The sequence below is a fragment of the Treponema peruense genome, assembly GCF_016117655.1.
GTDB classification, from domain to species: domain Bacteria; phylum Spirochaetota; class Spirochaetia; order Treponematales; family Treponemataceae; genus Treponema_D; species Treponema_D peruense.
This window is the reverse complement of the sequence record NZ_CP064936.1, coordinates 700,216-713,314: the sequence shown is the minus strand read 5'-3', so window position 1 is coordinate 713,314 and position 13,099 is coordinate 700,216. Positions and strand designations below refer to the sequence as shown.

At 37.3% G+C, this 13,099-nt stretch carries 12 protein-coding genes; 10 read left to right on the top strand and 2 right to left on the bottom strand.

Annotated elements, in window-relative coordinates:
* Positions 1 to 431 precede the first annotated feature (431 nt).
* A complete protein-coding gene (locus tag IWA51_RS03415) occupies positions 432 to 1,670 on the bottom strand; it encodes an IS256 family transposase (RefSeq protein ID WP_198441892.1) in 1,239 nt (412 codons plus the stop codon).
* A gap of 420 nt (positions 1,671 to 2,090) precedes the next feature.
* Positions 2,091 to 2,336, bottom strand: a complete 246-nt coding sequence (locus IWA51_RS03410) for a hypothetical protein (protein ID WP_198443212.1) — start codon at positions 2,334 to 2,336, stop codon at positions 2,091 to 2,093.
* Between the two features lie 123 nt (positions 2,337 to 2,459).
* Here IWA51_RS03410 and IWA51_RS03405 point away from each other — a divergent pair, with 123 nt between their 5' ends.
* The 10 genes from IWA51_RS03405 to map all read left to right on the top strand — a co-directional run bounded on the left by IWA51_RS03405 (position 2,460) and on the right by map (position 13,098).
* Positions 2,460 to 4,538, top strand: coding sequence for a DNA topoisomerase (locus tag IWA51_RS03405; RefSeq protein ID WP_198443210.1), 2,079 nt, complete (start codon positions 2,460 to 2,462; stop codon positions 4,536 to 4,538).
* A gap of 32 nt (positions 4,539 to 4,570) precedes the next feature.
* A complete protein-coding gene (locus IWA51_RS03400; RefSeq protein ID WP_198443209.1) occupies positions 4,571 to 4,810 on the top strand; it encodes a hypothetical protein in 240 nt (79 codons plus the stop codon).
* A gap of 29 nt (positions 4,811 to 4,839) precedes the next feature.
* Positions 4,840 to 5,397 (top strand): restriction endonuclease, encoded by a 558-nt coding sequence (locus tag IWA51_RS03395; RefSeq protein WP_198443207.1) that lies wholly within the window; start codon positions 4,840 to 4,842, stop codon positions 5,395 to 5,397.
* The gene (locus tag IWA51_RS03390) at positions 5,397 to 5,996 is read left to right on the top strand and encodes a hypothetical protein (protein WP_198443206.1); all 600 of its coding nucleotides are present in this window, start codon (positions 5,397 to 5,399) and stop codon (positions 5,994 to 5,996) included. The genes IWA51_RS03395 and IWA51_RS03390 overlap by 1 nt, the downstream gene beginning before the upstream one ends.
* Positions 5,997 to 6,071: 75 nt before the next feature.
* Positions 6,072 to 6,308, top strand: coding sequence for a hypothetical protein (locus IWA51_RS03385; RefSeq protein WP_198443204.1), 237 nt, complete (start codon positions 6,072 to 6,074; stop codon positions 6,306 to 6,308).
* A gap of 44 nt (positions 6,309 to 6,352) precedes the next feature.
* The gene (locus IWA51_RS03380; protein WP_198443202.1) at positions 6,353 to 7,735 is read left to right on the top strand and encodes an AAA family ATPase; all 1,383 of its coding nucleotides are present in this window, start codon (positions 6,353 to 6,355) and stop codon (positions 7,733 to 7,735) included.
* Positions 7,736 to 7,948: 213 nt separating this feature from the next.
* Positions 7,949 to 9,244, top strand: a complete 1,296-nt coding sequence (locus IWA51_RS03375) for an ISNCY family transposase (RefSeq protein ID WP_198443200.1) — start codon at positions 7,949 to 7,951, stop codon at positions 9,242 to 9,244.
* 429 nt (positions 9,245 to 9,673) lie between these two features.
* Positions 9,674 to 11,524 carry an arginine--tRNA ligase gene (argS, locus tag IWA51_RS03370; RefSeq protein ID WP_177528474.1) on the top strand — a complete coding sequence of 617 codons (1,851 nt, stop codon included), beginning with the start codon at positions 9,674 to 9,676 and terminating at the stop codon, positions 11,522 to 11,524.
* A 20-nt stretch (positions 11,525 to 11,544) separates the two neighbouring features.
* Positions 11,545 to 12,300, top strand: a complete 756-nt coding sequence (locus IWA51_RS03365) for a J domain-containing protein (protein ID WP_198443199.1) — start codon at positions 11,545 to 11,547, stop codon at positions 12,298 to 12,300.
* An 18-nt stretch (positions 12,301 to 12,318) separates the two neighbouring features.
* Complete coding sequence (gene map, locus IWA51_RS03360; RefSeq protein WP_177528476.1) at positions 12,319 to 13,098, top strand: type I methionyl aminopeptidase; 780 nt, start codon at positions 12,319 to 12,321, stop codon at positions 13,096 to 13,098.
* Position 13,099 lies beyond the last annotated feature (1 nt).

Below are 13,099 nucleotides of genomic sequence, written 5' to 3'. Positions count from 1 at the left end.
AAAAGACTTCATTCCGTAATTCATTAAAAATTCTTCCTTGCCTTTAATGACATACATAAACAGCCTCCTTTTAATTAGCGCCCAAAGACGCTAATTAAAATTTCTACTCTTAGATTATATTACACTGTATAAACAATAAAATCAAGATGGTTTAGTCAATAAAACCATGTCCAATTAGCGCCCGAAGGCGCTAATTGGACTATACCAACCTGGTTGGACTCAGGTTGGTAAAAGGTGGGTACGTAAAAATAGCAATACCAACCCGTAAGTTGTTATAATATAACAACTTACAAAAAAAAGTACCAACCTTTCTTTATCTTGCCTATCGGTTAAACAGTATAACTTTTACTCTTATACTGTTTTTTATAAATAAATGCTTTAATTAGCGAGTTATTGTCAATTGTTGTGGATTGAAAAAAAGTGTCTTTTCATCAGGCAGCCTTCATTTGTTCACCGTCCACAAAAATTATATTTTTGGCGACAAGTTCAAGTTGTTTAAATCCCCTGAGCCGTCGCCAGTTTTTCTCTGCCTGAAGACAAAGCTTGAAAGCCATTGCAACAGAAGCAGCGGAAGAGCCGTTTCCTTTTGTTGACTTGTGGCGCAACCTGACTGTTGCAAATGTCGATTCAATCGGATTCGACGTTCTAATGTGAGCCCAATGTTCCGCCGGATAATCATAAAAGCGGAACAAATCCTCCTTGTCTTTTTCAAGACATTCCGTTGCCTTCGGATATTTTTTTCCGAAAGTTTCTATAAATAAGTCGTAGGCTTTCAAGGCGTTTGCACGTTTGTCTGCCTGCCACATATCCCGAATCATTTTTGTGGCCTGAGTCTGCACACAGTCAGGCAATTTGTCCAGAATGTTCATGGACTTGTGGAACCAGCATCTCTGAATTTTTAGCTGGCCCCAGATTTCATCAACTGCATTTTGAAACCCAAGCGCTCCGTCGCAGACTGCCAATTTTGGTGCTTTTGTCAGTCCGCGGAATTTCAAATCAAGCAAAACTCCACGCCAACTTTCCGTTGACTCGCGAATTCCGGCCTGTACAGCCACAAGTTCTTTTTTGCCTTCAACAGTTACGCCAATTATTACCAGAAGGCAGGTCTTTTCACCGTCAAGCCGGGACTTTACGTAAATTCCGTCTGCCCAAACATAAACGTATTCCTTTCCGGAAAGATCTCGTTTGCGCCATTCGTCATATTCAGCCTGCCATTTTACAGTAAGCTTTGTTATGACTGACGGACTCAGGCCCTTTGCTTCTTTACCAAGAACATCATGGAGCATGGCTGAAAACTTGTTTGAAGAAATTCCTGCAAGGTAGGCAGCGGAAAGTATTGCTTCTACTGTCGGAGTTTTTCTTGCAAACGGAGGAAGGACTTTGCTTACAAAGCGATCCTTTTCTTCAAGTGCACGGTCATCAACTCTGGGAAGCCTGACTGTAACGTAACCGTTTGTAGTAAGAATTGTCCGTTCTTTGTGAAAGCCGTTTCTTACTACAAGTTTGTTTCCGGTTTTGTCTACGATAGAAGAAGTTTTATTAAGAAAACGCTGAACTTCATCCTCGTAAAGACTTTCAATTACTTCACGTGCTCTTGCGCGGATTGCTTTTTCAAGCAAATCAATCGTTGGACTATTGGAATTTTCTTCAATTTCCAGTATTCTTTTCATAAGAGGTCTCCTTCGGTGTTTATTTTTTTTTCCAAAGAAAACTATACCTTAGACAGACCTCTTTTTCTATGCCTTCTCAGGCAATCCACAACTTTTGATTATAACTCTTAATTAGCGCCCGAAGGCGCTAATTAGATAGTTCGTTCAACAATTATCGCGAGCGATAATTAAAACGAGTAACTAACCTAAACCTAATTAGCTCTTAAAGCCGCTAATTAGAAAAAATTATAAATGCTAAACAGTGAAATCAAGTTTGTAGCTTAGCATATGTCACCATAGAATATTTAAGATACACTAACTTTTTAAAAACTAATTAGCGCCCGAAGGCGCTAATTAAGAAAAGAGAAGCTAACAAAATTTAAAACAGCAGAAGAAGATTTTATCCACGAATATCATACTGAAGTCCGATCGGGAGTGGCCCTAACATTTTTTAAACTGGTCAGCCAGATGATAGAACAGCACAGCGATTTCTTTTTTGTATAAACCTGCCAGTTGCCATCTTTCTTTATCTGAATAAGTAAATTTTTCTGACGGATATTTTATCAGACAACTCACTGTCATAAACATACTGGAATATTCTTTTAATTCATCCCAAGGTTCTTCAAACTGCCAGCCAGAAGAAATTAAAAAGGCAATGTCATAAAATTCTCTGGCTATAGCTTTCATGTGATGCCAGTCAAAATAATTAGCGCCCGAAGACGCTAATTAAAAAAAACAATTTAAAATAAAGACCTCTTGACAAATTTCTCTTTATAGATTATTTTACACTTACCACACAAAGGATAGCACTTGCTTATTCTTACAGAAAAACCATCAGTTGCACAGTCATTTGGTGCAGCTCTTTCTATTCCCTATAATAAGTCACTAGGATATTATGCTGGAGATGACATTGAGATTACTAACTGTATTGGTCATTTATATGAATTGGCAAAGCCTGAAGAATATGATGAGCAGTATAAATCATGGGCTTTTGAATTACTTCCAATAATACCCGAAGAATATCTTTATAAAAAAAATGAAGATACAATCAAACAAATCAGTAAAGTTACAAAACTTTTACAGAAGCATAAGAATGATAAAATCATCATCGCAACCGATGCAGATCGAGAAGGTGAAGTAATTGCAAGAATTGTTTTTCAGCAGGCAGGATTAAAGGACATTTCTAATTGCTACAGATTCTGGGTATCAGAAGCCTTGACTCCAGAAGTAATAAATAAAGGGTTGAAAACTGTAACTCCCTGGAGCAATTACAATGAACTTGCTAAAAAAGGATTTGCACGACAGCACGCAGACTGGCTTGTTGGTATGAATCTTACTCCTTATGAAACTTTACTCGCAGGGCATAAAATCACACTTCCTGTAGGAAGAGTTCAGACAGCAATTCTTGCTGCCATTGCTCAGAGAAACAATGAAGTAAAAAACTTTGTGCCTGAGCCTTATTATCAGTGTGTTGCAAAACTCTCTGACAGCCAGGGAAATAAAATTGAAGCACTACTGATAAATCCTGAAAATAAAAAACTTTTCTTTCCACAGTTAAACTATTACATCAACTCTGCTCATACATACAGCGAGACAGATAAAACAATTACTTTTCAAACTGAAGTAAAAAGAAAAAGTTTGAATCCGCCAACGTTATTAAGTTTAACTGAATTACAAAAGCTGGCCGCAAAACAGTACGATTATTCATCAAGTAAAACTCTTGAACTTGCTCAGTCTCTTTATGAAAAGCACAAATGCCTTTCTTATCCTAGAACACCATCTTCTGTATTAGGTGATGATGACGTTGAGTTATTTAAGGAAAAGTATGAACTTCTGAAAGGTAAATATGAAATTTCAAAATACTGTAATGTAGAACTCATAAGTGTTGATAATAAGCATATTTTCAATTCAAAAAAACTTGATTCACATCACGCTTTAATTCCGCTTGATTTTATTCCAGAGGATGCAACACAGGCAGAAAAAAATATTTATAGTCTTGTCATACAACGGTTTTTCATGTCCTGCATGGATAAGTGTATTTTTGACGAAAAGACTATGCTAATTAAAAATGGGGAATACACTTATAAGACTACTGTTAAATCAATCGTTGAACCTGGATGGAAGAATGCAGAAAGCAAATTAGAGAGCGAAGGCACTAATAAAGATGATGATGATAAAATACAGTTTTTTGATGAAAATCACTGTTATCTTAAAAATACAGAAATTGTAAAAAAAATGACAACTCCTAAAAAAGAGTTTACAGAAACTTCATTACTTGCATTTATGGAAAATCCTACGATGGAAAACACAGATGAAAAACTTGTAGGGCTTGGAACACCTGCTACACGAGGAAATATACTTTCAAAATTGGAAGAATATTCTTATGTAGTTAAAAATCAGAAAAAGTATTATGCAACAGAAAAGGCTTTTTTTCTCCTGAAACTTCTTTTTAAAAATCCGCTGACTGCAAAAATTGCAAGCATTTCTCAGACAACACAGTGGGAAAAACAGCTTGAATCATCTCCAGAAGAATTCGAGGAATATATTGAAAAGTTTATCTGTGACTGTGTAAAAACTCATCCTGAAGTTGAAAATTATGAAAAAGAAGGGATTGGAAAATGCCCTTTATGTGGTTCAAAAGTAATTGAAGGCAAAAAATCATATTTCTGTGAAAAACTTACTAAAGAACCAAAGTGCAGTTTCATAATTTATAAAAACTCATTCAGCACTTTAATTTCAAAGAAAGATGTACAGCTTATGTGTGAAGGAAAAGTTACAGGAGCAAAAAGTCTTACGAGCAAAACCGGAAAAACTTACCAGGCAAAGCTTAAATACAATATAGAAACAATGAAAATAGAACAGGTGTTCGTAAATAAATTCAAAAGGTAATTAGCGTCCGAAGGCGCTAATTAGGAGGAAACGTGACGGAAGAAATAAACGTTTCAGTATTACCCAGAAAATACTGGACTTCTTATAATCTGGAAAAGACCAGACCAATTTGTCATACAGAGAAAAAAGATAATGCTGGAAATCTTACTGCTTTGATTATTTCTGAAATGATTAGAAAGTTTCCAGAGCTGCAAAACTGTTCTGAAAATAAATTCATTTCATTTCAAGAAAACATAACAAAAATTATACGTTCTGGAATAAATGTAAATTAGCGCCCGAAGGCGCTAATTGGAGGAGTATTATGACTACAGGAACAAAAGTCTTCTGGATTATTTTTATTATCCTTTGTTTTTTAATAAATGCTGCAGCAACCTTTATAAAGATCCGGCATATAAAAAAAATAAGGGAAGCGAAAATTGTTTATAAAAATATTAACAATATAAAAAATGACAATAAAGGATGGCTGTTCAGTTATCTGCGGAAAGTAGACCCGTTTGTTTTTGAAGAGCTTGTTTTAATTTCTTTTAAGAAACAAGGATTCAGAATAAAACGAAATAGACAATACACACATGATGGCGGAATTGACGGTCGTGTAAGAAAAAACGGAAAGAAATATTTGATTCAGACAAAAAGATATTCTGACTATATAAACATTGCTCATGTGAAAGAATTCATTAAGACCTGCAGGTATTATAAGGTTTCAGGCTATTTCGTGCATACAGGTAAAACCGGAGAAGAGACTAAGGAACTGTTAAAAAAGAATCCTCAGATAAAGCTTATAAGCGGAGAAAAGCTTTATGAGTTTTTTATCTTAGATTATCCAAAAAGCAAAGATTTATTTTTTGAAGGCAAGCTGTAATGAAAGAACTTACTGATTTTGACATAGAAAACATTACAAATTTATTTATGGAAAATTATACAGCATCATACATTTCTAAATTTCTGGAACTTCCTGTAAATCTTGTGAATAATTTCATCAAGGAAAATCAGCTCAGACAGAGGAGGGATTTAAGAAACCTGTCATTGCTGATTAAACTCTGTTCTGAAAATTATACAAAAGATGAAGTTGCTGAAAAAATGAATCTTTCTGAAGAACGTGTTTACGCTCTCGTTAAGAAAAACAAACTGGAACCTCATTTCAGGGAAAAATTATTCTTGCACAGAAAAAATAAAATAATTAATGAATATAAAAAAGAACCGTGCAGCATAAAAGTAATGTCACAAAAATTAAAGCTTTCAGAGAACTTTATCCGAAAGGTCTATAAGGAAAACAGGTTTGTATGTATCGTTCCTCATTATATAAACAAAATGTCTGTACTTACGGAAGAAATGTATAAACAGCTTCTTATAGATTTAAGAAACACAAATCTATCCCTGTCAAAACTTTCAGATAAATACAAAGTTTCAAGACAGAGAATACATCAGATACAGAAAAAAGAAAAAATCCAGAGGCCTTAATTAGCGCCCGAAGACGCTAATTAGAAACTTTATCAACAAAGAAATTCAGTAACGATACTGTGTTTGGAGAGTAAAATGGCAGAACCTTCAGAAATTAATTTTATCAACAAAATATATGACCTGCATATTGTAGGCTTGAGTGTAAATAAAATTGATTACAAAAATTACACGATTGAGCATATTGAAAATGCAATTAAAAAAGAAGATGTTACTCGATATAAAAAATACCAAGATAAATCAAAGCAAATCTTAGAATACAAAAGAAAAATAACATTACTCGGTCAAAGCTTAATTAGCGCAATTCGGCGCTAATTAAGTACATTTGAAAGATTTATAACAAACAGGAGGCCAATACCATGTTGACCCGATTTACAGTTGGTAATTTTCGCTCTTTTGATAAAAACCAGACACTTTCACTTATTGCAAATACAGGCACAAGACACAATGAACGTCTTTTTAAAACAAAAGATATGAATCTTTTAAAATTCGGTGCAATATTCGGAGCAAATGCAGCCGGCAAATCCAACTTTATTAAGGCAATAAGTTTTGCACAGAGAGTTACCATTTTTGGAACGGAGTTCATAAAGGACGAACTTTATTTTAAACTAAATCCTCTTAATAAAGAGCAGCCGTCATATTTTGAATTTGAACTTTGTATTGATGAAAAAATTTATGCTTATGGCTTTGAAGTAATTATTTCAAAAAAGCAGATTACAGAAGAATGGCTTGTTGAACTTGGTAAAACTCATGACACAGATATATTTTCACGTAATACGGTAACCGGAACTCTTTCTTTTAATAAATCAATGCTCACTGAAAAATATGAAGAACGGATGAAAGTATATGTTGATGATTTTTTAAGAGTTCAGAATAAGTCATTTTTGGAATATATCATCAGCAATAAAGAAGAACTTTTTAAGCAAAATCCTCAACTCGAAATTCTTAAAAAAATATTCAACTGGATTCTCGAATTAAATATTTCATATCCTAATACAACAATTACAGGATATGACTGTTTTTCAGTTTCTAATTTAAAAACTCTTCTTTCGGTTATTAAGTATTTTAATACTGATATTACAGGAATCAGAAAAAATGAAATTACAAAAGAAGCCGCACTTGAAAAAACTTCTTCTGATTTTAAAAAGCACATAGAAAATCGTCTGCAAACAGCATGTAAATCAGACTGTAATGGATCTCCCGATAGTTGTAAGAATTGTGGTTTCAAAATGAATATTAATGGAAGGCTCATTTTTGTTACATTTGAAAATCGTGAACCTAAATTCACCGAAGTAACATTTATTCATAATAACTATGAAAATGTTGAATTTTCTTTAAGTGAAGAATCCGAAGGAACGCAAAGGTTGTTAAATTTATTATCTGTTTTACTCACACAAAGAGAGAATTCAGTTTTTATTATTGACGAAATAGACAGAAGTCTTCATCCTCAGCTTACTGTAAAATTCGTACAGGTTTTCCTTGATATTGCAAAAAACAAGAACATTCAGCTGCTTATTTCAACTCACGAAAGTCACCTTTTGAATCTTGATATTCTACGACAGGATGAAATTTTCATGTTCGACAAAAAAACAAATGGAGCAAGCATAGTTTCTCCTTTTGACAGATTCAAAGAACGCTTTGACGCAAAAATTGAAGCCCGTTACCTCGACGGACGGTACGGAGGAGTTCCAATTTTTGACAGAGTATTTCCATTCGATGTTCTTCAGCAGTCTGAAAAATAGGTGTGACTAAAAAATACAGATAACTTTTTAAGGGCAATTTTCTCTGCATAATTACCGACCGCAATAAGCTCAGTTTTACAGAAATTCAATTTGATAAACTTATTGCCGCTGACAGTAAAAACGTAATCTTTCCTAGGTGAAATAATTATAACTTTATATCTTCATAATTTTTATGTATATTTAAAGAAAAACTCATCAAAGGAGAACTGAACTATGATGAAATTAAACGATGCTCAAAAAGAAAAACGGAAAATTCTAAGAAATTGCATTAATAAAAAAATGACGACCAGGGAAGCTGCAATCCAGTTTGGTCGCACTATAAGATGTGTACAGAAGATGATTGCCCGCTATAAAGAGAGGGGAGATGAGTCTTTAATACACGGTAATACAGGTAAAAAGCATACCTCTGAGGCGAACGAGCTTTTAGAACAGATAATATTAGACATATTTTATAACACTCGCATTAAAGGAAAAAATCCCTATGAAGATATTTCTTATCAGTATTTTACTGAAATACTTTTGGAAGAATATGGAATTAAAAAATCAGTTTCCTGGGTAAAATCCAAGATGAAGAAAAGCGGATATAAAAGTCCAATTAAGCATAACTGTAAGAACAAAAAAGAAATCCATCTTATGAGAGATAGAAAAGAGCATGAGGGAGAACTTGTTCAGGCAGACGGCACTCCTTATGACTGGTTCAAAGACGGACATAACAATTGCATTCAGGGATTTGTCGATGATGCAACAGGCTATCCGACTGGTTTATACATGACGAAAAATGAATGTACACTGGGATATACGGAAGCATTCAGGAACATGGCAACTGACCACGGCATTCCGCTTGCATTATATCCAGACAAGGCAGGAGTTTTTTTTGTCAATAATAAGAAAAAGGACGATGGCGAAAAGCATTTAACTCAGTTCGGCATAATGATGGAGAACATGGGTGTAGATATGTTTCCGGCTCACAGCCCGCAGGCAAAAGGAAGAGTTGAACGATTTTGGAACACAATACAGCACCGTCTTCCAAATTTGTTTGTTCTTAAAGGAATAAATACTATTGAACAGGCAAATGAGTTTTTAAGAGATGAATTTCCTAAGATTTATAAAAGGTGGTTTCCGGTCGAGCCGAAATCAAAAGAAACCTGCTTTGTAAAGGCAGATCTGAAGGAGGTAAACAGCATCTTAAAGGCTACTTTTCCTGGAAAAGTTGATAAAGGCGGAGTGTTTGCATTTAAAGGTTACAGGTTCTTTTTGCCGGAACTGGTCAATCAGAAAATACTCATAAACCTCAACGAAAAAGAAGGTTTATGGGTAACATCAATAAATAATGACAGAAGGTATATTCCTCAGCTTATAGAAACAGATACTACAGGTCCAATGCCGGAAGTAACAAAACTGCTGATAGAACGAGTGTTTTTGAAAAATGCAAAACCTAGATTCCGTGAAGTCTATATTGATATTGATGATGTAGTCTTATCACAGATACAGAGAAAAAAGACTGCCTAAAAAGAAGTGTATCGTTAAATAAAAACTCTTCTCAAAATGTGGCTTAAAAAAAATCTCAAGCCTTATAAAGCCGTTTTTAAAGAACTAGAAAAAAGCCAGTCTCATGTATAAAACTCTTAGAATCTTCAACATGTTTTACCAGATCTATTGAAAAAATTATGAAAATTGAATATATTTTTCAAAAAATAAAAAAAAACTAATAATTTAACTAAAAATTTGCGAAAAATTAAAAAGCTATTGACAGTACATGCAGGGACAATAAGTAAAGGCAGCAGAAAGACCTGAATACCTTCCTGAACACCCCCGCTTTTATAATACAGAATATAAAAACCTCGCTTTAATTGAACAGAAAAACACAATCTGATATAATCTTATTGCGCTTTTTCATAATACAGTGAATGCGCCAAATTCATTTTTTCAGGAAATAATATGGCTGACCAGAAAGAAATCTGCAGGGCAATCGTAACTGCCGCACTTAACATTTTCAAAACAGACAGAAACATTGACGCTCCCGACGTTCAGGAAACAGACCTTAGAATAGAAAACCCGCCCAAGCCCGAAATGGGTGACATTGGCGCACCTATGTTTATGTTTGCAAAGTCTTTCAGAATGGCACCTCCGGCAATTGCTCAGGGAACTGCACAGATAATCATTGACGCAGCACGCGAAAACAGGGAACTCGGCGGCCAGAACCCGGCAGCACTCGGTGAATTCGCCGCGGTTGGTCCCTATGTAAACGTAAAGCTCAATAAGGCAAATGCAGCGGCAGACATTCTCAAACAGATTTCTGCACAGGGCGAAGGATACGGATCTTTCGGAACAGACGGCAAAAAGTACCTCGAAGGCCGCCGTGTTATGGTAGAATATTCCAGTCCCAACACAAATAAACCTTTGCATCTTGGCCACATGAGAAACGATGCCCTCGGTGAAAGTGTAAGCCGCATACTCAAAAAAGCCGGGGCCGAAGTATTCCGCGTAAACATCATCAACAACCGTGGCGTTCATATCTGCAAGTCAATGCTCGCATACAAGCTGTTCCACGAAGCAAAGGGCGACACCCCGCAGTCACTGGGAATCAAGGGCGACCATTTTGTAGGCCAGTGCTATGTTGAATTTGACAAATATGCAAAAGAACACCCCGAAGCCGTAACACAGGCAGAAGAAATGCTCGTTGAATGGGAAAAAGGAAACGACGGCGATGACCTGCACAAGCTCTGGAAAATGATGAACGGCTGGACCATAGACGGAATAAAGCAGACCTATGACAGAACAGGCGTTGGTTTTGAAAAACTTTACTTTGAAAGCGACACATACCTTAAAGGAAGGGAAGAAATTCTCAAGGGACTCGAAAAGGGAATCTTCTTCAAGGCACCGGACGGTTCAGTAAGAATTGACGTAACAGATGTCGTAGGAAAGGGAAAAGACGGCGAAGACCACACAAAAGTTCTCTTGCGCAAAGACGGAACTTCTGTTTATATCACGCAGGATATCGGAACTGCAATTTTCAGGCACAATGACTGGGCATTCAACCAGATGGTATATGTTGTTGCAAGCGAACAGAGCTACCACTTCAAGATTCTGTTCCACATACTTAAAAAACTCGGTTATGACTGGGCAGACAAACTTTACCACTTAAGCTACGGTCTTGTAAATCTCCCAAGCGGAAGAATGAAGAGCCGTGAAGGAACCGTAGTTGATGCAGATGACCTCATAGATTCACTTCATGCACAGGCACTCAAGGCAATTAACGAACGCGGAAGGGACGAAGCTGTAGGAAACCCCGACGATGTTGCAGAAAAAGTTGCACTTGCAGCCCTTCACTACTATCTGCTGCAGATTACACCGGTAAAGGATATGCTCTACAATCCCGAAGAAAGTCTTTCTTTCAACGGAAACACAGGCCCTTACCTTCAGTATATGGGAGCACGCATTTCTTCCATTTTAAGGAAGGCTTCTGAAAAAGGGCTTGAACCTTCTTCTGATGAAAATGATCTGGCGCTGCTTACACACGAAAGCGAATGGGCTCTTATAAAAGAACTCGGCAAATTCCCGTCTGTAGTTGCAAAAGCCGCAGATGACCTTGACCCAAGCCAGGTTGCACTTTACCTTTACGACGTGTGCAAAAGTTTCAGCGCCTTCTACAGGGACTGCCCTATTCTTTCTCTTGACGAACAGAACAAAACACTTGCCCGTGCAAGACTTGAACTTTGCCGATGTACGCTTCTGGTACTCAAAGATGCCATGTCGCTCGTACTTGTTCCGTTCCTGGACAGAATGTAAGGAAGCATCTTTTTTATAAAATGCGCGACTGTTACAAAATACTGGGCGTTTCACACAACGCCACCGCCGCCGAAATAAAGCGTGCGTACAGAACAAAGGCAAAACTTCTTCACCCCGACATAACGCACAGTGATGCTGACGCGTTCAAGGAACTTGTTTCTGCTTACAAAACACTGTCCGATCTCAAAGCAAGACAGCTCTTTGACGAGTCGTTCAGCTTCAGGCAGGGAGGACACAGAACGGGAACAGTAGTTGAATCCTTTGACTACAGAAAATGGCTTCTGGAACGCACAGACGACGAAAGCCGCGCAAAACTTATTTTCTTTGATCTTACACACATGAACGAAGATGCCGCCGTAAAAGAATTCAAGCGCATGAACATGACACGCCCCGCGTTCAGACTGTCGCGCTGGTTTACAAGAGAAGATTTTATGGACTACGGTTTTATTCTTGCAGAAGAACTTGTGCTCAGACAGGAATACTACGATGCCGTAATTCTTCTGGATCAGATTATACGGATGGAATATTCGTTCAATTACTTTAAGGTTTTTTTTCCTGAAGTAAAAAGTCTGGCGCGGCATATTCTCAAAAACAATATAGAAAACGCCGTAAACGATGAACTTGCCATAGATGCCTGGGAACGCGCACTGGAACTGAATTTCGGAAAAACAGACGATGCGTATTTCCTGCAGAAAATGGCTGATGCATACGAAAGAATCGGAGACTCCACTACGGCACGTGTCTGCAGGGAAGAGTCAATGCGTCTTGCATCATAAAATTGCAGAGGTAAAACAATGATACGCTTAAAGAATGACGATCAAATCGCCGCAATCAGAAAAAGCTGCCATGAACTGGCAGATCTCTTTAACGAGATAATTCCCCGTGTAAAACCCGGAGTAAGCACAAAAGAAATTGACGACTGGTGCGTCGACTTCATCAGAAAGCACGGCGGAAAACCGGCCTGGCACTCGGAAGGCTTTCCCGGAGCAGCCTGCATAAGCATTAACGAACAGGTTATTCACGGCGTTCCATCAAAAAAAGTTTTTGTAGAAGACGGCGACCTTGTTTCGCTAGACATAGGAATAAATCTTAACGGTTACATAAGCGACAGCACACACACTGTTATGGTAGGAAACGTTGCAAAAGAACACCAGAAACTTGTACGTGTTACAAGGGAATGTCTTGCAGCCGGAATCCAGGCCTGCGTAAGAGGAAACAGAATAAGCGATATTTCAAATGCAGTTTATGACATTGCATACAAGCAGAACGGTTACGGTGTCGTTTACGAATACTGCGGACACGGTGTCGGGCTTGATGTACATGAAGACCCGTCAATTGCAAACTGTCCCAGCAGAGGCCCCAACCCTCGCATCCAGAGCGGAATGGTTCTTGCCATTGAGCCCATGATTAACGAAGGAACAGCCGACGTTGACCTCGAAGACGGAAGCGACTGGACTGTAATTTCTGCAGACAGATCATGGAGCTGCCATGAAGAGCATACGGTTGCGGTTTTTCCTGACCACACAGAAATTCTTACCGACCTGAACTATAACGGAAACGCCTGCCAGGTCTGAG

Coding starts and splice junctions, on each gene's coding strand:
- IWA51_RS03375 (WP_198443200.1), top strand. CDS start 7,949: ATGATGAAATTAAACGATGCTCAAAAAGAAAAACGGAAAATTCTAAGA.
- IWA51_RS03390 (WP_198443206.1), top strand. CDS start 5,397: ATGAAAGAACTTACTGATTTTGACATAGAAAACATTACAAATTTATTT.
- IWA51_RS03365 (WP_198443199.1), top strand. CDS start 11,545: ATGCGCGACTGTTACAAAATACTGGGCGTTTCACACAACGCCACCGCC.
- IWA51_RS03380 (WP_198443202.1), top strand. CDS start 6,353: ATGTTGACCCGATTTACAGTTGGTAATTTTCGCTCTTTTGATAAAAAC.
- argS (WP_177528474.1), top strand. CDS start 9,674: ATGGCTGACCAGAAAGAAATCTGCAGGGCAATCGTAACTGCCGCACTT.
- map (WP_177528476.1), top strand. CDS start 12,319: ATGATACGCTTAAAGAATGACGATCAAATCGCCGCAATCAGAAAAAGC.
- IWA51_RS03385 (WP_198443204.1), top strand. CDS start 6,072: ATGGCAGAACCTTCAGAAATTAATTTTATCAACAAAATATATGACCTG.
- IWA51_RS03410 (WP_198443212.1), bottom strand. CDS start 2,336: ATGAAAGCTATAGCCAGAGAATTTTATGACATTGCCTTTTTAATTTCT.
- IWA51_RS03395 (WP_198443207.1), top strand. CDS start 4,840: ATGACTACAGGAACAAAAGTCTTCTGGATTATTTTTATTATCCTTTGT.
- IWA51_RS03415 (WP_198441892.1), bottom strand. CDS start 1,670: ATGAAAAGAATACTGGAAATTGAAGAAAATTCCAATAGTCCAACGATT.